The 23,157-nt window shown below is 69.7% G+C and carries 24 protein-coding genes; 12 read left to right on the top strand and 12 right to left on the bottom strand.

What is annotated here, in order from left to right; all coding sequences use genetic code 11:
- Positions 1 to 164: 164 nt before the first annotated feature.
- From G472_RS37210 to G472_RS0114675, 4 genes are all read left to right on the top strand, one after another.
- Positions 165 to 893: a hypothetical protein gene (locus tag G472_RS37210; protein ID WP_051340834.1), complete on the top strand. Its 729-nt coding sequence runs from the start codon at positions 165 to 167 to the stop codon at positions 891 to 893.
- Positions 890 to 1,222: a hypothetical protein gene (locus G472_RS0114665; protein ID WP_029009002.1), complete on the top strand. Its 333-nt coding sequence runs from the start codon at positions 890 to 892 to the stop codon at positions 1,220 to 1,222. Before G472_RS37210 ends, G472_RS0114665 begins: the two co-directional genes overlap by 4 nt.
- A 204-nt stretch (positions 1,223 to 1,426) precedes the next feature.
- Positions 1,427 to 2,563 carry an MFS transporter gene (locus tag G472_RS0114670; protein WP_342667949.1) on the top strand — a complete coding sequence of 379 codons (1,137 nt, stop codon included), beginning with the start codon at positions 1,427 to 1,429 and terminating at the stop codon, positions 2,561 to 2,563.
- Positions 2,560 to 3,306 (top strand): helix-turn-helix transcriptional regulator, encoded by a 747-nt coding sequence (locus G472_RS0114675; RefSeq protein WP_029009004.1) that lies wholly within the window; start codon positions 2,560 to 2,562, stop codon positions 3,304 to 3,306. The genes G472_RS0114670 and G472_RS0114675 overlap by 4 nt, the downstream gene beginning before the upstream one ends.
- An 11-nt stretch (positions 3,307 to 3,317) precedes the next feature.
- Here the strand turns inward: G472_RS0114675 and G472_RS0114680 are convergent, their stop codons facing one another.
- Positions 3,318 to 4,088: a dienelactone hydrolase family protein gene (locus tag G472_RS0114680; protein WP_029009005.1), complete on the bottom strand. Its 771-nt coding sequence runs from the start codon at positions 4,086 to 4,088 to the stop codon at positions 3,318 to 3,320.
- Between the two features lie 193 nt (positions 4,089 to 4,281).
- On the opposite strand from G472_RS0114680, the gene G472_RS40600 reads away from it, so the two are divergent.
- Positions 4,282 to 5,127: a calcium-binding protein gene (locus G472_RS40600; protein WP_051340835.1), complete on the top strand. Its 846-nt coding sequence runs from the start codon at positions 4,282 to 4,284 to the stop codon at positions 5,125 to 5,127.
- Positions 5,128 to 5,188: 61 nt separating this feature from the next.
- Here G472_RS40600 and cybH read toward each other — a convergent pair whose 3' ends face one another.
- From cybH to G472_RS0114700, 3 genes are read right to left on the bottom strand one after another with little or no spacing between them, the layout of a single operon-like run.
- A complete protein-coding gene (gene cybH, locus G472_RS33310; RefSeq protein WP_084536655.1) occupies positions 5,189 to 5,980 on the bottom strand; it encodes a Ni/Fe-hydrogenase, b-type cytochrome subunit in 792 nt (263 codons plus the stop codon).
- Positions 5,981 to 6,001: 21 nt separating this feature from the next.
- On the bottom strand, positions 6,002 to 7,828 hold the full coding sequence (locus tag G472_RS0114695) for a nickel-dependent hydrogenase large subunit (protein WP_029009006.1): 1,827 nt from the start codon (positions 7,826 to 7,828) through the stop codon (positions 6,002 to 6,004).
- Entirely contained in the window at positions 7,828 to 8,901 is a 1,074-nt protein-coding gene (locus tag G472_RS0114700; protein ID WP_029009007.1) for a hydrogenase small subunit, read from the bottom strand. Before G472_RS0114700 ends, G472_RS0114695 begins: the two co-directional genes overlap by 1 nt.
- 291 nt (positions 8,902 to 9,192) lie before the next feature.
- On the opposite strand from G472_RS0114700, the gene G472_RS33315 reads away from it, so the two are divergent.
- Positions 9,193 to 10,413, top strand: a complete 1,221-nt coding sequence (locus G472_RS33315) for an ATP-binding protein (protein ID WP_051340836.1) — start codon at positions 9,193 to 9,195, stop codon at positions 10,411 to 10,413.
- Here the strand turns inward: G472_RS33315 and G472_RS0114710 are convergent.
- The 5 genes from G472_RS0114710 to G472_RS0114730 all read right to left on the bottom strand — a co-directional run bounded on the left by G472_RS0114710 (position 10,388) and on the right by G472_RS0114730 (position 15,008).
- A complete protein-coding gene (locus G472_RS0114710; RefSeq protein ID WP_029009008.1) occupies positions 10,388 to 11,089 on the bottom strand; it encodes an ABC transporter ATP-binding protein in 702 nt (233 codons plus the stop codon). The two genes, G472_RS33315 and G472_RS0114710, sit on opposite strands and share 26 nt — an antisense overlap.
- Positions 11,090 to 11,103: 14 nt before the next feature.
- Positions 11,104 to 11,919 (bottom strand): ABC transporter ATP-binding protein, encoded by an 816-nt coding sequence (locus tag G472_RS0114715; protein ID WP_051340859.1) that lies wholly within the window; start codon positions 11,917 to 11,919, stop codon positions 11,104 to 11,106.
- Between the two features lie 26 nt (positions 11,920 to 11,945).
- Positions 11,946 to 12,881, bottom strand: coding sequence for a branched-chain amino acid ABC transporter permease (locus tag G472_RS0114720; protein ID WP_211100197.1), 936 nt, complete (start codon positions 12,879 to 12,881; stop codon positions 11,946 to 11,948).
- Positions 12,882 to 12,889: 8 nt separating this feature from the next.
- A complete protein-coding gene (locus G472_RS0114725) occupies positions 12,890 to 13,765 on the bottom strand; it encodes a branched-chain amino acid ABC transporter permease (protein ID WP_029009011.1) in 876 nt (291 codons plus the stop codon).
- A gap of 88 nt (positions 13,766 to 13,853) precedes the next feature.
- Positions 13,854 to 15,008: an ABC transporter substrate-binding protein gene (locus G472_RS0114730; protein ID WP_029009012.1), complete on the bottom strand. Its 1,155-nt coding sequence runs from the start codon at positions 15,006 to 15,008 to the stop codon at positions 13,854 to 13,856.
- Positions 15,009 to 15,359: 351 nt separating this feature from the next.
- Here G472_RS0114730 and paaX point away from each other — a divergent pair, with 351 nt between their 5' ends.
- From paaX to G472_RS0114745, 3 genes are all read left to right on the top strand, one after another.
- Positions 15,360 to 16,322: a phenylacetic acid degradation operon negative regulatory protein PaaX gene (gene paaX / locus G472_RS0114735; protein WP_029009013.1), complete on the top strand. Its 963-nt coding sequence runs from the start codon at positions 15,360 to 15,362 to the stop codon at positions 16,320 to 16,322.
- Positions 16,323 to 16,599: 277 nt separating this feature from the next.
- Positions 16,600 to 17,628 (top strand): diiron oxygenase, encoded by a 1,029-nt coding sequence (locus G472_RS0114740; RefSeq protein WP_051340837.1) that lies wholly within the window; start codon positions 16,600 to 16,602, stop codon positions 17,626 to 17,628.
- A 108-nt stretch (positions 17,629 to 17,736) separates the two neighbouring features.
- Entirely contained in the window at positions 17,737 to 18,783 is a 1,047-nt protein-coding gene (locus G472_RS0114745; protein WP_029009015.1) for a 2Fe-2S iron-sulfur cluster-binding protein, read from the top strand.
- Positions 18,784 to 18,814: 31 nt separating this feature from the next.
- Here G472_RS0114745 and G472_RS0114750 read toward each other — a convergent pair whose 3' ends face one another.
- On the bottom strand, positions 18,815 to 19,468 hold the full coding sequence (locus G472_RS0114750) for a hypothetical protein (RefSeq protein WP_029009016.1): 654 nt from the start codon (positions 19,466 to 19,468) through the stop codon (positions 18,815 to 18,817).
- A 290-nt stretch (positions 19,469 to 19,758) separates the two neighbouring features.
- On the opposite strand from G472_RS0114750, the gene G472_RS37220 reads away from it, so the two are divergent.
- The 3 genes from G472_RS37220 (at position 19,759) to G472_RS37225 (ending at position 21,877) form a co-directional block, all read left to right on the top strand.
- On the top strand, positions 19,759 to 20,139 hold the full coding sequence (locus tag G472_RS37220) for a ribbon-helix-helix domain-containing protein (protein WP_051340838.1): 381 nt from the start codon (positions 19,759 to 19,761) through the stop codon (positions 20,137 to 20,139).
- Between the two features lie 169 nt (positions 20,140 to 20,308).
- A complete protein-coding gene (locus G472_RS0114760) occupies positions 20,309 to 21,373 on the top strand; it encodes a helix-turn-helix transcriptional regulator (RefSeq protein WP_029009017.1) in 1,065 nt (354 codons plus the stop codon).
- A 54-nt stretch (positions 21,374 to 21,427) separates the two neighbouring features.
- Positions 21,428 to 21,877, top strand: coding sequence for a glycine-rich domain-containing protein (locus G472_RS37225; RefSeq protein ID WP_051340839.1), 450 nt, complete (start codon positions 21,428 to 21,430; stop codon positions 21,875 to 21,877).
- A 52-nt stretch (positions 21,878 to 21,929) separates the two neighbouring features.
- On the opposite strand, the gene G472_RS0114770 is transcribed toward G472_RS37225, so the two are convergent.
- Entirely contained in the window at positions 21,930 to 22,532 is a 603-nt protein-coding gene (locus G472_RS0114770) for a hemerythrin domain-containing protein (RefSeq protein WP_029009018.1), read from the bottom strand.
- Positions 22,529 to 23,146, bottom strand: coding sequence for a transferase hexapeptide repeat family protein (locus G472_RS0114775; protein WP_029009019.1), 618 nt, complete (start codon positions 23,144 to 23,146; stop codon positions 22,529 to 22,531). Before G472_RS0114775 ends, G472_RS0114770 begins: the two co-directional genes overlap by 4 nt.
- Between the last annotated feature and the right edge of the window lie 11 nt (positions 23,147 to 23,157).

Raw genomic sequence — 23,157 nt, forward strand, 5'->3', positions numbered from 1 at the left:
CATGTCCATACTGTCTAGTCCCCGTGGAGCACAATATTGTTAATGCTCCCAGCTTTTCTTGTCGATGTCCAGTTGGACGAAAGTCTATGATCCGCGGTCGGGGTGACGACGGTTATCATCGCCGAACACCCCGCATGACAAAGGGGATACGGGAGGACGATGCGATGATGCGACGGCTCGGAACCGGACTGGCAACGGCCCTGCTGGCTGTGGTCATGACGGCGTCGGGTGCCGCCGCCTTCGAGCTGACGAAGGCGCAGGCGCTGCTGTTCGACACCAACCACCTGCGCGACGTCGCCGGCGACACCACGCTGCGCTACCGCTTCGAGAAGGCGGGCGCCCTGGAGGCCGGTTTCACCGACAGCGTGGAGATGACGGTGACCGCGGTCGATCCCGACGGGCGCAAGGACCTGGAGTTCCGCTTCCTGACGGGTGAGCGCGCGGTCCCCTTCGACGCGATGCACAAGTTCCGCGGCAACCCGCTGATCATGCTGTTCCTGGAGCGCGACGCGCGCGAGATGAAGCGGCTGACCGGCGGTTCGGAACTGTACTTCCGCAACCGCCTGCGCAACGCCTTCGCCGCCGCCGCGGCCGAGGTGAAGCCGGCCACCGTCACCTGGCAGGACCGCAGCGTGCCCGCCACCGAGGTGGTCGTCCGACCCTTCGTCGCCGTGGAACTGATCGAGCGTTTCCCGCGTTTCGAGCATAAGGAATATCACTTCATCCTGGCCGACGCGGTGCCGGGCGGCCTCTACGCCGTGCACGCGTTCACGCCCGGCGCCGACGGCCCGCTGACCGACGAGTCCATGGTCCTGACCGACACCCGTACCGCCGCCGCCGTCGGCACCGCCCCGGTGCAGGCGGCGCACAGCCAGCCGGAGCCCCGCCGATGATCCGCCCCCTGCTGTCCGTCCTGCTGCTGGCCGGCCTCGCCACGCCGGCCGTCGCCTTCGACTACCCGACCGCCGCGCGCGCCGAGTACGTCTTCACATGCATGGCCGCCAACGGCCAGACCGCGGAGATGCTGCGCAAATGCGCGTGCAGCATCGACGCCATCGCCGACCGCATGCCCTATGACCAGTACGAGCGCATCGAGACGGTGATGACCATGCAGCAGCTCGCCGGCTCGCGCGCCGGTTTCTTCCGGGAAGCCGCCTGGGCCAAGGAGCTGGTCGCCACCTTCGAACGCGTGCAGGCGGACGCCAACCTGAAGTGCTTCTGACCTGATACGGCCGCCGGGTGGGGCGGGCGGGCGCCGATCCGCCCGCCCCACCCTTCGTTTGTCTTCATACCCCTACCATCGTAACGCTTTTGCGCCTAATCTGCGCCGTCGCGGCCTCCGCTCCGATGCGCCCGGCTCCACCGGGATCGGGGCGGCGCGGCAGGGGCGGCCGAAGGGGAAGACGATGGCAGGGTACCGCAGACCGTGACCTCCCGGCTCAGGATGGCCACGATTTCGGCCGCTACGGTCGCCGCCGCCGCGGCAACGGGGGCGTCTTACGCCTATGTGGACCTGTCGCTGCACCGCATGGGGGCTTCGGCCACCGCCATAGGGCTAAACGCGGCCATGCCGGCCCTGGCGTGGCTGCTGACGACGCCGCTTATGCCGGTGCTGCTGCGGCGCTGCGATCCCGCCGCGGTGCTCCGCGTCCTGCTGGGCGTCGCCATCCTTTCCCCCTTCGGCTTCCTCGTGTCCACCGACCAGGGGGTGTGGATGGTCCTGCGCTTCCTGTTCGGCGGCAGCCTGGGCATGGTGTTCCGCCTGATCGAGTACTGGATCAACGCCGCCTCTCCCGACGACCGGCGGGGCCGCAACGTCGGTCTCTACGCCGGCGTGTTCTGCGCCGGGGCGGCGGCGGGGGCGGCCCTGGTCCCGCTCACCGGCACGCAGGGGTGGCCGACGATCCTGCTGATCCAGGCGCTGGTCGGCACGGCCCTTGCGGTGCTGTCCGTCACCCGGGCCGCGCCGCCGCCGATCTTCGGCCCCGCCCGGGTTCCGCCGGCCGTCCTCGGAACCTCGGTCGCGGTGATGGCGGCGCTGGCCTTCGGCCTGTTCGAGGCGGTGCCCTACACGCTGATGCCGGTCTATGCCGTCAAGTCCGGCCTGTCGGAGGCGTGGGCGGCCGGAACGGTCAGCGCCTTCCTGGTGGGCGCCCTGATCGTCCCGGTGCCGGCGGGCATGCTGGCCGACCGGTTCGGCAAGCCGGGGGTGCTGGCGGCCTGTGCGGCGGTCGGGTTGGCGGTGCCCCTCGTCCTGCCCGCCGCGTTGGACACACCGGCGGTCCTGCTGGCGGTCATGGTCCTCTGGGGCGGCGGTGCCGGCAGTCTGTACACGGTGGCCCTGGCCATGCTGGCCGACCGCTTCCGGGGTGCCGATCTCGCCGCCGCCAACGTCGCCTTCGGCACCCTGTACGCCGCGGGGGCACTGATCGGACCGCCGCTGCACGGCCTGGCCATGGACCGGCACGACCCGCACGGCCTGATGGAGAGCAGCATCCTGCTGTTCGCGGCGCTGTTGGCCGTCGTGATCGGGAAGCACCGCCGGCGGAGGAGCCCGGCATGACGGCCGGCCGGGATCACGGCACGCAGCGCGTCCTCGACGCCGCGGACGACTTCCGGCAGGCGGCGGGCGTGAAGGATCTGTGGGCGCGGCTGCACCGCCACCTGGCGGATTTCGGCGTCACCGGGCTGATGTACGGCGCGGAAGCGTTTCCCGACGCCGGACGCCGGCACGACATTCTGCTCAGCAGCTACGATGACGCCTACGTGGACGCCAAGATGTCCAGCGGCCTGTACCACTGCGACGAGTTCGTGCGGGCGGCCAGGGTGGAAACCGCCCCGATCCTGTGGAGCGATGCCGGCCGCCTGGAAGGGATCAGCCCGGCGGCCAAACGTTCCCTCGCCATCGACTGGGATTTCGGCGTCCTCACCGGCGTCACCCTTCCCATGCGCTTCAACAGCGGTTTGGGGGTCAGTGCCCTCGGCCTGCACGCCGCCGCCCTGTCCTGGGCCGACTTCGACCGCATCTGGTTCGGGAACAGCCGCGCCATCACCGGCATCACCCACGCGTTCGACGTCCGCCTGCGCGAAGCGCATGTGCGGGACGTCGTCCGGCTGGCCCCGCGCGAGCGGGAATGCCTGCTCTGGCTGGCCGCCGGCCTGCGCCCGCAGCAGATCGCCCATCGCCTGGGAACCCATGAGAAGACGGTGGAAAAGCAGATCGAACGGGCGCGGCACAAGCTGAACGCCGTCACCAACGCCCAGGCGGTCGCCACCGCGCTGGTCTACGGCCTGATCGTGCCGTAGCGCCGGCCGGATCACCGGAACGCCGCCTTCAACAGCGGGATCAGCGTCTGCGCGACCTCGGCGCGCGCCTGCGGGTTCGGTTCGGATCGGAACGAGTAGCCACCCGCGGACCACGTCACCGTCACGGAGTCATCGAACCCGTGGTGGGCGTTCCGGACCGCGTGGAACACCCGCCCCGGCTTTCCTTCGACGGCGCGGCGGCAGGCGTCGCGCGTGCCCCCGTGCGTCCCCCATTCGTCGAGATCGCCGTAGAACACATGCACCGCGGTGTCCGCCGCGTGGTTCTCGCTGCACTCTCCGAGGACGCCGGGATAGAAGGCGATGACGGCGCGCGGCCGGGGCTGGTCGGGTTCCCGGACGGTGCCGGCCACCATCGCCGCCGTGCCGCCGCTGGAGAAGCCCATCACGGCATGGCGCCCGACATCCACGCGCGGGTCGTCGCGCAGCAGGCGCAGGGCGGCCGCATAGTCCTGCGCCACGTCGCGGGCGGGGACGCCGGCCAGGTTCGAACGGTTGCGCAGGCCGGCGCCGTCGATGATCGCCGAGGCGATGCCGGCATCGGCCAGCGTCGACGCCCACAGCCAGGCCCGGTTGTTGCCGCCGCCGGTCCCTTGCAGGAAGAACACCACCGGAGCGGGCCCGGCAGCGGCGGCACCCGCCGGCCGGACCACCGAGACATGGGGCTTCACGCTGTCCGCCGTGGTCGTCTGACAGGCCGTCAGGAGAACCGCTGCGGCAAGGGCCGGAAGCGCCGGCACCGCGGTGCGAAGGGCTGTTTTCATCGTTGTCTCCGGTCGGGCGTGCGGCCGCCGGACCACGGGCCGGGGCCGCCGACACGCCGCACCATAGGGTCCGGCCGCCGTCACGGCCATTGGGGAAAATCCCCCAATTGCCCGATCCGCCGCGGGGTTCCTAGCATCGCGCCGCCATCGCCGGGGGGTGGTGGGCGGTTCCAACGCGAAGGACTCAAAACCAATGGCAGTGCTCGAAGCCGGCAGCAATTTCCAATTGATCATGAACCAGCCCGAAGACGGCGGGGTGATCTTCCCGACCATTGCGACGTTTCCGTCGAGCCTCGTCGTTGCGTCGTCTCCGACGAACGTGGTGATGCGTTATGACGACGGATGGTACAACGTCATCTCCGGCAACGGGCTGGCGACCGACAGCGACGACGTGACCGCCGGCGTGGTGACGGGGATCCGGTCCTTTTCGAGCGATCCCGGCGTTGCCGGAGCAACGCCCGACCTGACGCTCAGCGAACTGCACTTCGACGTAGCGGCTCAGCCCGAGAGCGCCAACCCGTTCGGGCCGGCCGGGCTGTCCGGTGACGACCGGATGTTCGGCGGCGGTTCCAACGACCTGATCCGGGGCTTCACCGGTGCGGACACGCTGTACGGCGACCGGGGTGACGACGTCCTGTACGGCAACCAGGGCAATGACGTCCTGTACGGCAACCGGGACAACGACGTTCTGTACGGCGGCCAGGGTGACGACACGCTGTTCGGCGGGCAGGGCAACGACATCGTGCATGGCCAGGCCGGCAACGACGTGCTGCACGGCAACCTGGGCGATGACACGCTGACCGGCGGCGTCGGCGCCGACACCTTCGTGTTCGGCCGCGGTTCGGGGAGCGACCGCGACACGGTCACCGACTTCAGCGCCGCCGAGGGCGACCGGATCGGCCTGGCCGACGGCCTGTCCTTGACGGTCGCCCCGGATGCCGCGGGGAATGCGGTGCTGACGCTGTCGAGCGGCGACACCGCCGTCCTCCTCGGAGTCTCCGCATCCGCCGTCACCGCGGACTGGTTCATCGTCGCCTGACGGGCGGACCGGGTTCGGGATGGTCCGACGTCCGAACCCGGTGTCCCGGCGGGGTCGCCCCCTACCCCGCCCGCTCCCGCTCCGCCGCCGGCACCCGCGCGTCCTCCAGGGTGATGCGCGGCGGCGGCGGTTCGGGGTCGGCGTCGGCCGGGGCCTCGGCGTCCTTGAAGGTGCGCACGCCGCTGACCATGGTGGAGATGATCGACTGGCGGGACATGATGTCCTCGCGCACGGCGGCGTAGACGTGCACCATCACGAACAGGATGATCATCCACATGCCCAGATGGTGCCAGGTGTGGACGTCCTGGCTCTGCCCGAACAGGGGGATGACCCAGCCGAACAGCGTGTCCTGCCAGGTTCCCCGCCCGGTCCCCTCGCTGTAGAGGGCGAAGCCGGTGACGATCATGAACACGCTGCCCACCGCGATGCACCAGAACATGGCGAACTGGGCCAGCGGGTTGTGGCCGACGTAGAGCCGGGGCTTGCGCTCCAGGAACAGGTACCAGCGGGCCTCCGTCCACAGCTCCCGCCACCAGCCGAGGTTCCAGAAGGGAAAGCGGAAGAGCTGGCGGGCGTGGTGGTTGCCGGCGAACGCCCAGTAGAGCCGGGCGATGAAGCCGATGGCGAAGACGTAGCCGGCGGCGAAATGGGCGAAGCGGATGTAGCCCATGAGGTAGTTGGCGCTGGCCTCCCCCGGCACGCCGGGCGGCGGGCTGGCGATGAAATAGCCGGTGACGGCCAGCACGGTGATCGACAGGGCGTTGATCCAGTGCCACAGCCGCACCGGGACCTCGTAGACGTAGACGGCCTTGAGGAAGCGCGGCGGGCGGTGGGCGTCGGCAGCCGGTGACATGGCACAATCCTCCCGATGGCGTCAGCGCACGGTGACGCGGGCCAGTTCGGCGCCGTCGGGCGCCATGACGTGGGTCGAGCAGGCGAGGCAGGGGTCGAAGCTGTGCAGGGTGCGCAGGATCTCCACCGGCTCGTCCGGGCGCTCCATGGGAGTGTTCAGCAGCGACGCCTCGAAGGCGCCGATGTTGCCGCGGGAATCGCGCGGGCTGCCGTTCCAGGTGGTGGGCACCACGCACTGGTAGTTCTCGATCCGCCCGTCGCGGATGCGGATCCAGTGCCCCAGCCCGCCGCGCGGCGCAGCGACGGTGCCCACCCCCTTGGCCTCCTTCGGCCAGGTGGCGGGGTCCCATTTCTCCACGTTGGCGGTGGCGCGGTCGCCGGCCTTGATGTTGGCGATCAGCGCGTCGTAGTCCTCCAGCATCATGTGGGCGCAGTAGTGCGCCTCCAGCGCCCGGGCCAGGGTGCGGCCGATGGTGGTGGGCAGCGCCTGGCGCGCCGTCAGGCTGGTGCCGGCCAGGGAGTTGAAGCGGCCCAGCGCGTCGGCCACCTGGTCCTGCACATAGCCCACCCCCTGCGCGTGGGCCAGGATGTAGCGGGCCAGCGGTCCCACCTCCACCGCGTGGCCGCGCCAGCGCGGCGCCTTGATCCAGGAATACTTGGCGGCCTCGTCCACCTCGTCGATGCGGGTGCGCGTGCCCTTGGCGTTGGGGCCCAGCTCGAACCGCGCCTCGGTCACGCCGTCCCACGGGTGCAGGCCCTTGTCGGCGTCCGCCTTGGCGTCGCCGTAGGTGTACCAGGAGTGGGTGACGAACTCCTGCACCTGGGCGGGGTCGCGGGGGTCGATGGGGTGCACCTCGTCCCAGTTGCCGTTCAGGATGACGCCGCCCGGCAACTGGCAGGTGGAATGGTCGTAGGGCACCTTCTCGTAGTCGCCGTAATCCATGACGTTGGTGGCCGCCAGCCCGCCGCCGTGCAGCCAGTCCTTGTAGAAGCTGGCGATCGCCAGCACGTCGGGAATGTAGACGTTCTGCGAGAACTCGTAGGCTTCCAGCAGCCGGGCGCGGATGAAGTTCAGCCGCTCCATGTTCAGCGGCGCCCCGGCGGCCTGGTCGCCGTCCATGTTGATGGCGCAGGGAACGCCGCCCACCATGTAGTTGGGGTGCGGGTTCTTGCCGCCGAGGATGGTGTGGACCTTGACGATCTCCTTCTGGAAGTCCAGCGCCTCCAGATAGTGCGTCACCGCCATCAGGTCGGCCTCGGGCGACAGCTTGTAGGCCGGGTTGTCCCAGTAGCCGTTCTTGAAGATGCCGAGCTGGCCGGATTCCACGAACTTCTTCAGGCGGAGCTGCACGTCGCGGAAGTAGCCGGGGCTGGACTTGGCGTGGCGCGGCGACACCGCCTGCTGCAGGGCCGAGGTGGCCTGCGGGTCCGCCTTCAGGGCGTTGATGGGGTTGACCCAGTCGAGGGCGTGCAGGTGGTAGAAATGCACGACGTGGTCGTGCCATTGCAGCACCTTGGCCATGATCTCGCGGATCAGGTGGGCGTTCTTCGGGATGCGGATGCCCAGCGCGTCCTCCACCGCCCGCACCGAGGTCAGGGCGTGGCAGCCGGTGCAGACGCCGCAGATCCGCTCCACGAAGGCCCAGGCGTCGCGGGGGTCGCGCCCCTTCAGGATGACCTCCAGCCCGCGCCACATGGTGCCGGTGGAGACGGCGTTGCGGATGATGTTGTCGGAATCGACGTTCACCTCGCAGCGCATGTGCCCTTCGATGCGGGTGACCGGATCGACGACGATGCGCCGTCCGCCGTTGTCCAGCGTGAAGCCGTTGGGGGTTTGCAGGACGGACATCAGACGTCTCCCTTGTGCCGGGCGCGCTTCAGGGCGCTGATTGCGGCGTGCGCGGCGATGGCCCCGCCGACGCCCAGGGCGGCGGTGGCACCGATGCGGTCGGCGTTGGCTTCGATGCCGAAGGCGTGGATGTCGGTCAGGCGGGCGTACCAGGACCCCTTGTCCCAGAACCCGTCCTCGGAACAGCCGATGCAGCCGTGGCCGGCCTGGATGGGGAAGGAGGTGCCCTCGTTCCAGCGGATGGTGGAACAGGCGTTGTAGGTGGTGGGACCCTTGCAGCCCACCTTGTAGAGACAGTGGCCCTTGCGCGCGGCCTCGTCGTCGAACGCCTCGACGAACTGGCCGGCGTCGAAATGGGGCCGGCGGTAGCACTTGTCGTGGATGCGCTGGCTGTAGAACATCTTCGGCCGGCCCTGGCGGTCCAGCTCGGGAATGCGGTCGAAGGTGAGCATGTAGGTGATGACGCCGGTCATCACCTCGGCGATGGGCGGGCAGCCCGGCACCTTGATGATGGGCTTGTCGGTGATGACCTCGTGCACCGGCGTGGCGCGGGTCGGGTTCGGCCGCGCCGCCTGGACGCAGCCGAAGGACGCGCAGGAGCCCCAGGAGATGACCGCCTTGGCGTCGCGGGCGACCATGCGCAGCTGTTCCACGAACGGCCGTCCGCCGACGATGCAGAACATGCCGTCCTCGTTGAGCGGCGGGTTGCCCTCCACGGCGAGGATGTAGTTGCCCTTGTACTCCTCCATCACCTCTTCGAGGATGGCCTCCGCCTGGTGGCCGGCCGACGCCATGAGGGTGTCGTCGTAGTCCAGCGAGATCATCGACAGCACCACGTCCTTGACCAGCGGGTGCGCCGAGCGGATGAAGGATTCCGAGCAGCAGGTGCACTCCAGCCCGTGCAGCCACAGCACCGGCGTGCGCGGCTTGGTCTCCATGGCGTGCACGATGTCGGGCACCAGCTCCGGCCCCAGCCCCAGCGCGGCGGCCGTCAGCGAACAGTATTTCAGGAACGACCGGCGGGTGATCCCCTGCCGCCGCATCACCTCGTAGAACGTTTCGAGCCTCGCCATTGGCGTTTCCTCTCCCACCACGGCCGGGTGCGGCGACCGCGCCGCCCCTGCGTCGGCAGGCACCGGGGCAAATTCCGTGCCGGGTGCGGACCGTCCGGCCGATCAACGGTTTCGCCGCCATGAGGCATGGTGTCGCCGGCAAGCGCGCTGTCGGTCGGGCGCGCGGGGTGGAAAGGGAGTTGCCGGGGTGCCGTCACCCCGGCGTTCCGTGCGGCCACGATTGTTGACCAATTATGTGACCGAACATAATTTATGGTCCGGCGCCATAATCGCGCATAGAAGGGGGACGCCATGCCCGCGAGCACCGGCAAGTTCCTGTTCCACCGTCCGGAACTGGCGCGCCGGATCGTCGATCGCCTGACCGGTGATTCGCCCTTCGGGGCGGAGCCGACCCTCTGCCTGACCGCCCCCCGGCGCACCGGCAAATCGACGTTCCTGCGGCACGACCTGACTCCGGAACTGGACAACCGGCACATCGGGGTCGTCTATGTCGACCTCTGGTCTGACCGCAACGCCGATCCCGGACACCTGGTCGCCGAGGCCATCCGGCAGGCGCTGCGGCGCGCCGACGGTCTGCCGGTGCGGGTTGCCCGCTCGGCGGGCCTCAGCAAGGTCGGCGTCGGGGCAACGGCCATCGACATCGACCGGATCGGGCAGCCGCAGGGCGCCACGCTGACCGACGCGCTGGGCGCGCTGATGGACCGGACCGGCAAGCGGGTGGCGCTGGTGGTGGACGAGGCGCAGCACGCCATCGTCACCGACGCCGGCCTGAACGCCATGTTCGCGCTCAAAGCCGCCCGCGACACGCTCAACACGCGGGACGACGGCGCCGACGGGCCGAATCTTGTGCTCGTGCTCACCGGATCGCACCGGGATAAGCTCGGCCGCCTGGTGCTCGGGCGCGACCAACCCTTCTACGGGGCGTCGGTCCAGGACTTTCCCCTGCTCGGCCGCGACTACACCGACGCCTACACGGCGTGGCTCAACGGGCGCCTGGCTGCCGACAACCGCTTCGATCCGGCGGCGGTGTACGCGGCCTTCGATGCGGTGGGGCGGCGGCCCGAGATCCTCGCGCAGATCCTCAAGGACATCGCGCTCGACGAGGGTGCCGGCGAACTCCGCACGGCGCTGAGCGCCGGGGCGCAGACGCTGCGCGGCCGGCTCTGGCAGGACTACGAGAGCGCCTGGTCGTCGCTCACCCGGCTCCAGCAGGCCGTCATCGAGCGTCTGGTCGCAGAGGAGGCCAAGTTCACACCGTTCTCGGCGGCCTCGCTTGCGGCGTACTCGGCAGCCGTCGGCGACGCTGTCGAGGTGCCGTCGGTCCAGGCGGCCATCGAGGCGCTGCGCCGGGACAACCTCGTCTGGCGTTCGGCACGGGGGCAGTATGCGCTGGAGGACCAGGGCATGGCGGAGTGGCTGAAGGCGCGGCGACCGCCGGAAGGACCGGAGCCGGCGCAGACGGTGCGAGAACCCGGCTCCGCCGCCCCTACAGCCCGAGGTACGCCTGCTTGACCCGCTCGTTGGCCAGCAGGGCGGAGCCGGCGTCGTGCAGGGTGATCTCCCCGGTTTCCAGCACGTAACCGCGGTCGGCGATGGCCAGCGCGGCGTAGGCGTTCTGTTCCACCAGGAAGATGGTGGTGCCCCGGCGCTTCAGGCTCTGCACCGCGTTGAAGATCTCGCCCACCAGCAGGGGCGCCAGGCCCATGCTGGGCTCGTCCAGCAGCAGCAGGCGCGGCCGGGCCATCAGGGCGCGGGCGATGGCCACCATCTGCTGCTGGCCGCCCGACAGGGTGCCGGCGGGCTGCCGGCGCTTGTCCTTCAGGACGGGGAACAGGGCGTACATGCGCTCCAGGTCGGCGTCGGGGTCGCCGCCCCGGCGGTAGGCGCCCAGGCGCAGGTTGTCCTCCACCGACTGCGGGCCGAAGAGCTGGCGCCCCTCCGGCACCTGCAGGATGCCCTCGGCGACGCGGCGGTGCGCCGGCATGCCGGTGATGTCGACGCCTTCGAAGCGGATGGTGCCGCCGGTGGCCGGCTGCACCCCCGACAGGGTGCGCAGCAGCGTCGTCTTGCCGGCGCCGTTGGCACCCACCAGCGCCACCAGCTCCCCCTCGCCGACCGACAGGTCCACGGACTTCAGCGCGTGGATGCGGCCGTAATGGCTGTTGAGGCCACGGACTTCCAGAAGCATGGGGCGCGCCCTCCTCAGTCCAGGGTGCCGAGATAGGCGGCGACCACGTCGGGGTTGGCCGCCACCTCCGCCGGCGTGCCCTCGGCCAGCTTGCGGCCGTAGTTCAGGGCCAGGATGTGGTCGGAGATGCCCATCACCATCTTCATGTCGTGTTCCACCAGGATGATGGTGACGCCGCGCCCCGCCACCAGCTTGATCAACTCGTCGATCTCGCGGCTTTCGGTGGCGTTGAGGCCGGCCGCCGGCTCGTCGAGCAGCAGCAGCACCGGTTCCGCCGCCAGGGCGCGGGCGATCTCCAGCCGCTTCAGGGCGCCGTAGGGCATGGCGGCGGACTCGGCGTCGATGTAGCGGCCCAGCCCCACCTCGCGCATCAGCTCCGCCGCCCGCTCCTTCGCCTCGCGGTCCTTGCGCACCAGTGACGGAAAACGGAACAGGGCGGGCAGCAGCCGGCGGTCCAGGTGCAGGTGGCGGCCGACCATCACGTTCTCGATGGCCGACATGTTGAAGAAGATCTGCAGGTTCTGGAAGGTGCGCGACATGCCCCGCGCCGCCAGCTTGTACGGCGCCAGGCCGGACACCGGCTGGCCGTCGAACAGGACGCGGCCCGCCGACGGGGTGTAGACGCCGGTGACCAGGTTGAACAGCGTGGTCTTGCCGGCCCCGTTCGGCCCGATGATGGAGTGGATGCGGCCGCGGCTGACGGTGAAGCTCAGGTCCTCGATGGCGTGGACGCCGCCGAACTCCTTCGACAGGGCCTCCACCGCCAGGATCGGCGGGCCGGCGTGCGCCGCGGCCGGCGGCACCGGGGACGCGGCATCGGGTTCGGTCATGGCGGCGCGCGCCCGTGCGGCCGTGCTCATGCGCGCCTCCGCGCCGTGATCAGCCCTTCCAGGGTGGGCAGCAGCCCGCGGGGCATGAACACCATGGTGAACATCAGGATCGCCCCCAGCACCATGTGCTGGTAGTCCTGGAAGGCGGTCAGGAACTGCGGCAGCACGGTCAGGATCACCGCGCCGACCACCGCCCCCAGCGTCGAGGCCATGCCGCCGAAGACCACCATGGTCACCAGCTCGATCGACTTGAAGAAGTCGCCGGCGGACGGCGTGATGAACCCCAGGTAATGGGCGAACAGGCTGCCCATGACGCTGGCCAGCACCGCCGACAGCACGAAGACCATCACCTTGTAGCCGGTGGTGTCGACGCCCAGCGTTTCCGCCGCCACCTCCGAGCCGTGCAGCGCGCGCATGGCGCGCCCGGCCGGGCTCTCGATCAGGTTCAGCGACAGCCACACCGCCAGCAGCAGCAGCGCGCCGACGACCCAGTACCACATGGATTCCCCGGCCACTTCGATCCCGAAGACCTCGAAGGGGACGACGACCATGCCGTCGGGGCCGCCGGTGATGTCCGTCTCGGTGCGCAGCACGATGGAGATGATGATGCCGATGCCCAGCGTCGCCATGGCCAGGTAATGGCCCTTCAGGCGCAGGATCGGCTTGGCCACGGCGAAGGCGAGGACGCCGACGAAGGCGGCGCCCGCCAGCAGCGCCGGCAGCGGCGGCCAGCCGTGGGTTCCCACCAGCACCGCCGAGACATAGGCGCCCAGGCCGAAGAAGGCGGCGTGGCCCAGGCTGATCTGCCCGGCATAGCCGATCAGCAGGTTCAGGCCGACGCACACCACGGCGTTGAAGCCGGCGATGATGGCGACGTTGAGCAGGAAGTTGTTGGTCAGGACCAGCGGCAGGACGGCGATCACCGCCGCCAGGCCGACCAGAACGGGAACGCGGCCGAGCATCGGGGACCTCACACGCGCTCGGTGCCGCGCTTGCCGAACAGACCGTTCGGCAGGAACATCAGCACCAGCAGGATGATGACGAAGGCGATGGCGTCCTTGTAGGCGGACGAGATGTAGCCGGCGCCCAGCGCCTCGGCGATGCCGACCAGCAGCCCGCCGACCACCGCCCCGGCACCGTTGCCGAGCCCGCCCAGCACCGCCGCGGTGAAGCCCTTCAGCCCCAGCATGATGCCCATCTCGGTGTAGGAGAAGGTGATGGGCGCCACCACGGCGCCGCCGACGGCCCCCAGCGCCGCCGACAGGGCGAAGGCCACCAGCACCACCCCGCGCACGTTGATGCCGACGAGCTGGGCGGCCAGCCGGTTGTGCGAGGTGGCCAGCATGGCCTTGCCGGCCAGGGTGCGGTTGAAGAAGAAGCCGGTGGCGGCGATCAGCACCAGCGCCACCCCCAGCACCCACAGGGACTGCGGCAGCACCGCCGCCCCCATCACCGCGATGGGATCGTCGCCGGAGAACGCGGCCAGCCGGTGGAACTCCTTGCCCCACACCACCTCGGCCAGGCCGCGCAGGAAGATGGAGGCGCCGATGGTGATGATGATCAGCGTGACGACGGAGGCGTTGCGCGCCCGCTCGATGGTGAACTTCGCGATCAGCACGCCGCCCAGCATGGCGGCGGCCAGGCCGAACAGCATGGCCAGCGGCAGCGGCACGCCGGCGGCCGTCAGGGTCGCGGCGCTCATGCCGCCGATCATGATGAACTCGCCCTGGGCGAAGTTGATCACGTGGCTGGCGTTGTAGATGATCGAGAAACCCAGCCCGGCCAGCGCGTAGATCGCGCCGATGGTGATGCCGGATAGCAGGTATTGCAGGAACTCGGCGAACATGGTCGTTCGTCTCCCGGTGACGGGGCGCCGGAACCCCCTCTTCCGGGACGGAAGAGGGGGGATTGCACTTCGATCGGCGTGCCGCGCGTCAGTCCACCAGCTTCCAGGTGCCCTGCTTGATCTCCACCATGTGGAAGGCGTCCAGGCCCAGGCCCATGTGGTCGGTCGGGCTCATGTTCACGACGCCGCCGGTGCCGATGTAGCCTTTGGTCTTCTCGATCTCGTCACGCACCCTGGCCCGGTCGGTGCCGCCGGCGCGGCGGATCGCCTCGACCGCCAGCATCAGCCCGTCGTAGGCGTGGCCGGCGAAAGTGGAGGGCTCGCCGCCGATGTGGTCGATGTAGAGCTTGCTGAACTCCGCCACCACGCGCTTCTGCGGGTCGCTGTCGGGAAGCTGGTCGGCGACCACCAGACCGGCTGCCGGCAGGCGGACGTTCTCGGCCGCCCCGCCGGCCAGCCGGATGAACTCCATCGAGGCGACGCCGTGCGACTGGTAGATCGGCAGCTCGATGGCGAGCTGGCGGTAGTTCTTCGTCACCATGGCCGGGCCCTGGCCCAGCCCGAAGACCAGCACCGCCTGCGCCTCCTTGTTGGAGCGGATCTTGGTGAGCTGGGGCGTGACGTCGGTGTCCTTGGCGCCGTAGGTCTCATCGGCCACGACGGTGATGCCCATGTCTTTGGCGACCTTGAGCGTCTCGGCGCGGCCGGACTTGCCGAAACCGGAATCCTCCGACAGGAGCGCCAGCCGCGACAGGCCGCGCTTCGTCATGTCGGCCATCACCTTCTCGGCGGCCATGCGGTCGGTGTGGGGCGTCTTGAACACCCAGGGCTTCACCGGCTCGACGATGACCACGGCGCCGGCCAGGGAGATGAAGGGCACCTCGGCGCGCTCCACCAGCGGCACCGCGGCCATGGTGGCGGCGGTCGTGGTGCCGCCCACGATGACGTCGACCTTGTCGCTGTCGATCAGGCGCTTGGCGAAGCCCGCGGCCTTCGCGGCGTCGCCGCCGTCGTCGTAGACGGTGAGCCGGATCGGCCGGCCGTCGACGCCGCCGGCCTTGTTGATGCGGTCCACGTACAGCTCCAGCACCTTCTTCTCGGGCTCGCCCAGGAAGGAGGCCGGGCCCGTCACCGACAGGAAGGAGCCGATGCGGATCGGATCGGCCGCCTGCGCGGCGCCGGCCGCCAGGCCCAGCGCCAGGGCGCCGGCGGCCATCAAGGAGGTGAAGAGGCGGTTGGCCATCGGTTTCTCTCCCAAGATCGTGTTTGTTTTGGTGTCGCTTCGGACCGGCGCGCCGGGGGCATGCGGTCCCGCCCGGCCCCGCCCGGCCGCGGTGTCGCGTCCGCCCTGCCGGTCGGTTCGTGACACATATTATCGTTGTTACCGAACGGTAATGTATCAAATCGAACCGTGTCAAACGGAAAGTGCCCCGCCGATTCCCGCTGGCCGTGCGGTGGTTGCTGCGCTACATGGTTCTGCATCATGTGTTCCGGCCGGGCGGCGGCGGGGGCGGAATCGTGACGCATTCCCCCGGAGCCGTCGGCCGCCGCGCCCGCCGCCGAAGCCCGCCCCGCCAGCCGATCAGATGCGCCCATGGCCCGACACCGCCGCACCGAGGATTTGGTCCCCCACCTGCTGGACGCCGTCGGCCCCCGCGCGAAGTCGCTGATCATCACCGTCTACGGCGATGCGGTGCGGCCGCACGGCGGCTCGGCCTGGCTGGGCAGCCTGATCGACCTGATGGCGCGGTTCGCGCTGAGCGAGCGCATCGTCCGCACCTCGGTCTTCCGCCTGTGCAAGGACGAGTGGCTGATCAACACCCAGATCGGCCGGCGCAGCTTCTACCGCGTGACGGAGAGCGGGCACGAGCGCTTCGCCGCGGCGGAGCGGCGGATCTACGCCCCCCTCGTCCGCGCCTGGGACCGCAACTGGCACATGCTGCTGATCGGCCAGGCGGCCATCGACGCGGAGACGCGCGAGACGCTGCGGCGCGAGCTGGGCTGGCTGGGCTTCGGCACCGTGTCACCCGCCGTGCTGACCCACCCGTCCTGCGACGAGGCGGCGGTCAACCGCCTGCTCGCCCGGCTGGGCGTCAGCGACAAGGTGGTGCTGATGAAGGCGACGCAGGACCCCGGCGGGGCCGGCGGGGTGGCGGCCCTGCGCGACCTGGTGCGGAGCTGCTGGGACATCGACCGGCTGGAGGCCGACTACGCCGCCTTCCTGGCCCGCTTCCGCCCGGTCTGGCAGGCGCTGGAGGATGCCGCGGACCCCGATCCGGGGGCGGCCTTCGTCCTGCGCACGCTGATGATCCACGATTTCCGCCGCATCCTGCTGCGCGACCCGATGCTGCCGCCCGACCTGCTGTCGCCGGACTGGCCGGGTCAGGCGTCGCGCATGCTCACCCGCAACCTCTACCGCCGCCTCCGCCGCCCGTCGGAGGCGTTCCTGGTGGCCGAGCTGAAGACCGCCGACGGCCCCCTGCCCGAGGCGGCCCCCGCCTTCTACGGCCGATTCGGCGGCATCGACGACGACCGGGCCGACGTGGCGGCCCAGTAACCGGCCCGGCACTACCCGCACCCGATACGAATCCCCTGCCCTTACCCGCCGTTCTGCATCGCGAATGCCGCGCCGGAACCCCTGTGCGCGTTGGGGATTCGCGCGTCTAAGGGGCGCCGCGTTTCACATGATACTGAATCACGTTGATCGCCACAAAAATCTGTGTCACGTTCTGTGCGTGCACCGGACGACGCCCGCGGGTGGCCCGGAACGAACGAGAAGCGGTGCGGACCCGGTCCCCCCCATTCCGCACCCACCCCCCAGGAGGAACACGCGCATGGCCAGGAACTACGAGCGGATCGCCGACACCATGGAGCTGCCGCCGCCGACGCCGCAGCCCAACGTCTTTCCGCTGTCGTGGGAATCGCACACCAGGAAGCTGGAGGAGATCTGGACCGCCGCACAGCGCGAGGTGTGGGACCCGGCGAAGCTGCCGTGGGAGACCTTCGACCCCGCGCGCTATTCGTGGGAGGAGCGCGAGGCCATCGCCTATTGGTGGACGTTGCTGTCGGTGTTCGACGCCTCCGCCCCGCCGGTCTTCGCCGAGGCCCTGATCAAGACTTACGAGGTGCACGAGGAGGATCCGGTCCGCCGCTGCTTCTTCTCGGTCACCCGCGACGAGCAGAACCACGAGCAGCTCTGCGGCCTCGCCATCACGCGACTGCTGGGCCACGACAACCCGCTGACCTACGAGCCGCGCACCGAGCTGGGGAAGAAGCTGCGGCGCAACGCCCACTGGCTCTATTACAACGGCGGACGCTACTGGACCGGCTACAAGCAGGCGGTGCCCAAGTATCCGCTGGCGGTGCTGTTCAGCTCGTTCCTGATGGGCGAGATCGCGGCGGCCACCATCTTCCACCAGATGGCCGCGCAGTCGAAGGAGCCGGTGTTCCAGACCGCCTTCAGGAATGTCGGGCGCGACGAGGGCCGCCACATGGCCATCTGCATGTCGCTGATGGAGCGCGACTATCCCGGGCTGCCGGCCGAGGACCGCGCCGTCATCACCAAGCAGATCCGCGCGGGATACCTGTTCCTGTCGGCCGTGCTGTTCGAGCCGCCGCCCGAGTTCTGGGACCTGCCGGAGGACTTCATCCCCGTACAGCGCCGCGCCGAGGAGATCGCCCGCAAGGCCGGCTTCGGCATCCCCACCTACGAGATGAAGCACGAGAACTGGCGCAACGCCATGCTGAACCTGAAGGGCGTGCTGGATAAGTACGGCATCCCCTTCCCCGCCATCCCCGAGGTGGGCATCACCGGCGAGGAGGTCACCGACATCGACATGGACGAGATCATCCCCGTCTTCTGATGCCGTCGGTATGACGACCGTCACATCTCCCGCGTCCGCAACCTGAGGGGCGGCGGTGGCCGATGGTGCCGCCGCCCCCTTTTTTCCCATCCAGCCGAGGGTTCGCCCGTGAGCCGCATCCGCCTGCATCCGTCCGGTCGCGAAGTCCAGTGCGGCGAGGGCGACACCGTCCTCTCCGCCCTGGAGAAGGCCGGCTACGCCCTGCCCAACAACTGCCGTGCCGGCGCCTGCGGCGAGTGCAAGGTGAAGGTGATCAGCGGCCGGTTCGACCAGGGGATGGTGCTGGACATGGCCCTGTCCCGCGACGAGCGCAAGGACGGCTACGGCCTGATGTGCATGGCCAAGCCCATCAGCGAGGAGCTGGTGATCGAGTGGGGCACCGCCGACGCCAAGCCCAAGCTGTTCCCTCCGCGCGAGGACGTGTGGTTCGTCGTCACCGACCGCATCCCCCGCACGCCGCGCATCGTGGAGATCCTGCTGCGCCCGCTGGGCCAGCCGCTGCGGTACTGGCCGGGCCAGTACGTGCTGTTCGGCGACGAGCGCGAGGGCGCGCCGCCGCGCTGCTATTCCATCGCCAACGCGCCGCGGCCCGACGGCGAGATCGCGCTGCACGTCACCCGCGTCGACGGCGGCGCCACCAGCACCTGGATCCACGACCGCGTGAAGGTCGGCGACATGGTGCGGCTGTCCGGTCCCTACGGCACCTTCATCGGCGACCCCTCGGTGGAGACGCCGGTGCTCTGCATGGCCGCCGGCTCCGGCCTCGCCCCCATCCTGGCGCTGGCCGACGCGGCCCTGCGCCGCGGCTACCGCCTGCCGGTGACCCTGCTGTTCTCCGCCCGCTGCGAGGAGGACGTGTACGAACGCGGCCTGATGGCCTATTGGCAGGCGAAGCACCGCAACTTCGAGTTCCGGCGCACGTTGACCCGCGAGGCGCGCCCCGACGCCCTGCACGGCCGCATCCCCGACGTGCTGCCCGGCCTGTTCGCCGACCTGTCGCAGCACAGCGTCTTCATCGCCGGCAGTCCGGAGTTCGTCGATGCCTGCACCGCCGCCGCCCGCGCGCTGGGCGCCGACGAGGCGCTGATCCACACCGAAGGCTATTTCACCCAGCAACAGCCGGAATACCCCGTCGCCGAACGGCTGGCCGGCTGATCCGCATGGGTCCGTGCCGCCGGCGCCCGTATCACGCGTCGGCGCAGGACCGGTCGACGATGCGGGCGAGGACGCTCTTGGCCATCTCCCGCAGGGCGAGGCGCCGCTTCCCGTCCGGCAGGTCGGCCAGGACCTTCATGACCCGGGCCATCTCGGCATCGCTGTCGAGGTGGGTCAGGAAGCCGTCGAGCGCGTCGGAGCGTCCGGCGTCCGGGGCGTGCGCCGCCGACAGGAGCCGTTGCGCGGCCATGGCGTGCATCGCGATCACCCGGTCACCGCTCATCCCCCGGATGCGCCCGACCAGCACCGCGACGCGCATGGTGTCGTCCGGGCCGTCGAGCATGCCGTGCAGGAACATCAGCCCGACGATGCGCAGCATGAACTGCAACAGCTCGTGGGCGTCCCGGCCGGCGCTGGCCGGGGGGAGGTTCAGGTTCCGCTCGATGGCGGCCTTGAGCCAGGGGCTGACGAACGGGGAGACGAGCAAGCGGCGGGGGTCGACCGGCGGGGTCAGAGGGTCCGGGGGAAAGGCGTCGGCGAGAAGCCGGGCGTCCTCGGCCGCGGTCAGCGGCGGGCGCCGCAGGGCGCCGCGCAGCGCCTCGTTCAACCATTCGCAGGCGAAGGGAGCGACCGCCTCGGGGCCGATGTCCGTCCCTTCCGGGCGGCCGCTCGTTCTTCCGGACATGCGCGGACCCCTGCTGACGAATATACCGGGAAGACGATCCGCGTGATTCGGCGTGTCGCGCGTGTCGCCAGTCTTTCCACACCCACTGGGTAACGTGTTTTGCAACCCAGTTCAACACGATTTCTTTCCGTCATGGCCAATCCTGGTCATGCCGCGGGGCATCAATTGCCGGCATTTTGTGGACATTCGGGCCTTCGGCCGTCCGGGCAAAGCCGGGACGGTCCAAACCAAGCCGCTGCACCGGATCAGGCGGCGGTGACACATTGCGCCCGGTGAAGGGAAAACGACCGATGCCACGCCCCACCCACTCCCCCTTTCCTCCCCTGGATGACCTGTTCTCGTCGCTGTCTTCGGCGGGGCCGTTGCGCATGCGCAACATCACCGTGAAGGGTCAGCGCACCACCATGCGCCTGGAATCCGCCCTGTGGAAGGCGCTGGAAGAGATCGGCGCGCGGGAGGGCATGTCGATCAGCCAGCTCTGCTCCCGGGTCAAGGAGCAGATCGAGAACCGGACGCCCGTCTGCGCCGAAGACGAGAAGGTGTCGCTCACGGCGGCGGTCCGGCTGTTCCTGCTGACCTACTACCGCGCCGCGGCGCTGGAGCACCCCCTTTTCGACATCCCGCCGATGATGAACGGGCGGGCGCGCCAGGGCGAGGGCTACCGCCTCTGATACGGCCGGCGCGCCCCCCTGGCCGGGGGGTGCGCACCCCTCATGCCAGGGTATGCAGAATCGTACCCGCAATCGCTGCGCAGTCTTGATGATCGGGCCGCGACCGTGTACTCCTATATGCAGCTTCCGAATTCTCCGGATGCGCGTGGCGGGGTGAGAGGGGTCGTTGATGAGCATCAGCACGGCGATCGGCATTCTTCTCGACCGCGCCGAGCGTTCCGGAGCGGCGCTGAGCGTCTACGACGAGAATGACCGTCTGCTGGCAGCCAATCGGCGCCAGTCGGAAATCTATCAGTTCGTCGACTTCGCCCGGCGACCGACGTTCGACGAACTGGTCTGGAAGTGCATCGAGCACCGCAAGCTCGCCGACGGTACGGTCTACCGCAATCCGCAGCACTGGATATCGACCGCTGCCGCCTTCCGGGGCTTCTCGGAGTTCAGCCAGTTCATCACCCATCATTCCGACGGGCGCACGCTGCTGGTGTGCCATGAGCGCATCCGGGATTCGTCGAACTGGTGGTATCAGGCGCGCATCGACATCACCGCGGAGATGAAGCGGCGGGTGCGCGACGGCGACGACCGGCTGGATTCCGCGAGCTGGACGACCGCGTTCACCCCGCTCACGCGCAATTCCTTCGTTCCCATCGGCAACGTGCTGGCGGCCATTCCCGCCGCCGCGGCGCTGGTCGTTGATCGCGGCAAGATTCTGGACGCCAACCCCGCCTTCCTGAAGATGCTGGTGGCCGCCGACGGGTTCATCAATGTGGGCGGGCGCGTCGCCCTGCACGATGCGGCCGAACAGGCGGACTTCCAGCGCCGGCTGAGCCGGTTCTTTCAAGGGCCGGAGAGCGGAACCACGATCCCCCTGCGGGTGTCCCGCCGCGACGGCGGCGAGCCGTACCTGGCCACCCTGTCGGCCCTGCCGGGCGATGAGGAACAGAACGCGGACGCGGTGCCCCTGGCCCTGCTGACCGTGGTCGATTGCAGCATCCTGCCCACGATCGACCCGCGGACGCTGGCGACCTTCCTGCAGATCACCCTTGCCGAAGCGGACGTCGCCTGTCTGCTCGGCGCCGGACGGACGGTCGAGGACATCGCGCGCGAGCGCGGCGCCTCCCGTCAGACCGTGTACAACCAGGTCAAGTCGATCCTGGCGAAAACCGGATTCAACAATCAGGCCGATATCGCTCGCCGCGTCGTCGGTTTGTCCAGTGTGTTCGGCCGAAGGACCTGAACATCCTGGTCCGTGTCCGTCCTTCAAAACCTTGTGCAACTGAGGACTTCGGTAATGGCGATCATGGACTACAACGCGCAGGCGGCGTCTGAGCGCGTCGCGACGATGGACTTCACCTTCCTGGCCCGTCGCCTGGAGACCATCGGTGAGACGGCCGAGACGAGCGCCGAAGCGGTCTCGCTCTATCGCCAGTTCCTGCAGCTCCACGCGGAGAATCCGCAGCAGCCCCTGGTGCCGCCGCAGGCCGCCGACCGCGCCTGGCACGAGCACATCCTGTACACCCGCCGCTACGATGCGGACATGAAGGCGCTGTTCGGCCACAGCGTCCATCACGTCCCCGACGTGGAGGACGCGTCCACCTACGAGGCGGCCGTCGCCTTCACCCGTGAAGCCTTCAAGGGCCGCTTCGGCGTCGACATGAAGGCCGGTGATTTCGCCATGTGCATCCGCGCCAGCGATTTCGCCATGTGCATCCTCACCGCCGACGAGCGCGTCGCGGCGTGATCCACCGTCCATCCGCACCGGAGGCGCCCCGGTGCGGATGGGTCCGCGCCCGTCAGCGCGGTTCCCCCAGGCCGTGCGGTGCGGGGGCGAGGTGGACGATCCGGGAATAGAGGGCACGCGCCGATTCCTGCGCGTCGTCACTGAACAAGGGATCACGGTTGTCGGCGAAGGCCGCGTCGATGACGCGCCAGTCCTCGGGCGTCAGGGCCCGGGTCGCCATGGGGATGACGATCCCCTCCTCCTTCTGCACGTGGCGAAGCTGCAGGTCGCGGTAGGTCGCGGCCGCCGCCGCGAAGCGTTCGGCCGCGCCCGGCCGGCCGGCCCGGTAGGCTTCCAGCGCCTCCTTCAGCCCCGCCGTGGCGCCGTAGCACCCCTCGTGCTCGCGCTCCAGCTCGTCCAGGATCGGGCCGGCGTCGGGGTCGCGCGCGCGCAGCGCCCGGAACAGGAAGCGGTCCTCCTTGGGGTGATGGTAGCGGTCGGTGAAGGTTTGCAGATACTCCACGATGGCGTCCAGCAGGGCGAAGTCCGGCGCCCGCCGTTCCCCCTCCCCTTCTCCGTCCCCCGGCGCCGCCGCGCGCATGACGATGTCGAACAGGTTGACGACCCGCATGAGGTTGCGGTGCTCGGTCTTGATGACGGCGATGGCGTCGGTCATGGCTTCACGGTGTACAGGGGTTTGGACGTGCCCGCGTCGACCCGCGGACGGTCGGCTTCCGGTTCGGACAGGGGATCGCATGCCACCATGGTGGCGGCGCTGCGCGCCACCAGCCGCTGATAGTCGCGCGTCCCCTCGGACTTCCAGGCGATCTCCGCGTCGTCCAGCGGGCGCAGCACCCGGGCCGGCAGGCCGGCCGCCAGATGCCGCGCCGGCACCCGGAAGCCCGCCTTGACGAAGGCCATGGCGGCGACGATGGCGGACTCCTCCACCACCGCGCCGTCCATCACCACCGCGTTCATGCCCACCAGCGCGTTGCGCCGCACGATGCAGCCGTGCAGCACCGCGCCGTGGCCGATGTGCCCGTCCTCCTCCACCACGGCGTCCAGGCCGGGGAAGGCGTGGAGCGTGCAGTTGTCCTGCACGTTGCTGCCGGCCTCCAGCACGATGCGACCGAAGTCGCCGCGCAGGCTGGCGCACGGCCCGACGTAGCAGCCCGGCCCGATCACGACGTCGCCGATCAGCACCGCCGAGGGATGCACGAAGGCATCGGGGTGGACGACGGGCACCACGCCGTCGATGGCGTAGACCCGCGGCCGCGGGAACCCGCTCACCGGCCGCCCCC

The organism is Azospirillum halopraeferens DSM 3675, from assembly GCF_000429625.1.
In the GTDB taxonomy this organism is placed as follows: domain Bacteria; phylum Pseudomonadota; class Alphaproteobacteria; order Azospirillales; family Azospirillaceae; genus Azospirillum; species Azospirillum halopraeferens.

What these genes read in the sequence shown, in the direction of transcription:
- G472_RS37210 (WP_051340834.1), top strand. Translation starts at nt 165, where the DNA reads ATGATGCGACGGCTCGGAACCGGACTGGCAACGGCCCTGCTGGCTGTG.
- G472_RS0114665 (WP_029009002.1), top strand. Translation starts at nt 890, where the DNA reads ATGATCCGCCCCCTGCTGTCCGTCCTGCTGCTGGCCGGCCTCGCCACG.
- G472_RS0114675 (WP_029009004.1), top strand. Translation starts at nt 2,560, where the DNA reads ATGACGGCCGGCCGGGATCACGGCACGCAGCGCGTCCTCGACGCCGCG.
- G472_RS0114680 (WP_029009005.1), bottom strand. Translation starts at nt 4,088, where the DNA reads ATGAAAACAGCCCTTCGCACCGCGGTGCCGGCGCTTCCGGCCCTTGCC.
- G472_RS40600 (WP_051340835.1), top strand. Translation starts at nt 4,282, where the DNA reads ATGGCAGTGCTCGAAGCCGGCAGCAATTTCCAATTGATCATGAACCAG.
- cybH (WP_084536655.1), bottom strand. Translation starts at nt 5,980, where the DNA reads ATGTCACCGGCTGCCGACGCCCACCGCCCGCCGCGCTTCCTCAAGGCC.
- G472_RS0114695 (WP_029009006.1), bottom strand. Translation starts at nt 7,828, where the DNA reads ATGTCCGTCCTGCAAACCCCCAACGGCTTCACGCTGGACAACGGCGGA.
- G472_RS0114700 (WP_029009007.1), bottom strand. Translation starts at nt 8,901, where the DNA reads ATGGCGAGGCTCGAAACGTTCTACGAGGTGATGCGGCGGCAGGGGATC.
- G472_RS33315 (WP_051340836.1), top strand. Translation starts at nt 9,193, where the DNA reads ATGCCCGCGAGCACCGGCAAGTTCCTGTTCCACCGTCCGGAACTGGCG.
- G472_RS0114710 (WP_029009008.1), bottom strand. Translation starts at nt 11,089, where the DNA reads ATGCTTCTGGAAGTCCGTGGCCTCAACAGCCATTACGGCCGCATCCAC.
- G472_RS0114715 (WP_051340859.1), bottom strand. Translation starts at nt 11,919, where the DNA reads ATGACCGAACCCGATGCCGCGTCCCCGGTGCCGCCGGCCGCGGCGCAC.
- G472_RS0114720 (WP_211100197.1), bottom strand. Translation starts at nt 12,881, where the DNA reads ATGCTCGGCCGCGTTCCCGTTCTGGTCGGCCTGGCGGCGGTGATCGCC.
- G472_RS0114725 (WP_029009011.1), bottom strand. Translation starts at nt 13,765, where the DNA reads ATGTTCGCCGAGTTCCTGCAATACCTGCTATCCGGCATCACCATCGGC.
- G472_RS0114730 (WP_029009012.1), bottom strand. Translation starts at nt 15,008, where the DNA reads ATGGCCAACCGCCTCTTCACCTCCTTGATGGCCGCCGGCGCCCTGGCG.
- paaX (WP_029009013.1), top strand. Translation starts at nt 15,360, where the DNA reads ATGGCCCGACACCGCCGCACCGAGGATTTGGTCCCCCACCTGCTGGAC.
- G472_RS0114740 (WP_051340837.1), top strand. Translation starts at nt 16,600, where the DNA reads ATGGCCAGGAACTACGAGCGGATCGCCGACACCATGGAGCTGCCGCCG.
- G472_RS0114750 (WP_029009016.1), bottom strand. Translation starts at nt 19,468, where the DNA reads ATGTCCGGAAGAACGAGCGGCCGCCCGGAAGGGACGGACATCGGCCCC.
- G472_RS37220 (WP_051340838.1), top strand. Translation starts at nt 19,759, where the DNA reads ATGCCACGCCCCACCCACTCCCCCTTTCCTCCCCTGGATGACCTGTTC.
- G472_RS0114760 (WP_029009017.1), top strand. Translation starts at nt 20,309, where the DNA reads ATGAGCATCAGCACGGCGATCGGCATTCTTCTCGACCGCGCCGAGCGT.
- G472_RS37225 (WP_051340839.1), top strand. Translation starts at nt 21,428, where the DNA reads ATGGCGATCATGGACTACAACGCGCAGGCGGCGTCTGAGCGCGTCGCG.
- G472_RS0114770 (WP_029009018.1), bottom strand. Translation starts at nt 22,532, where the DNA reads ATGACCGACGCCATCGCCGTCATCAAGACCGAGCACCGCAACCTCATG.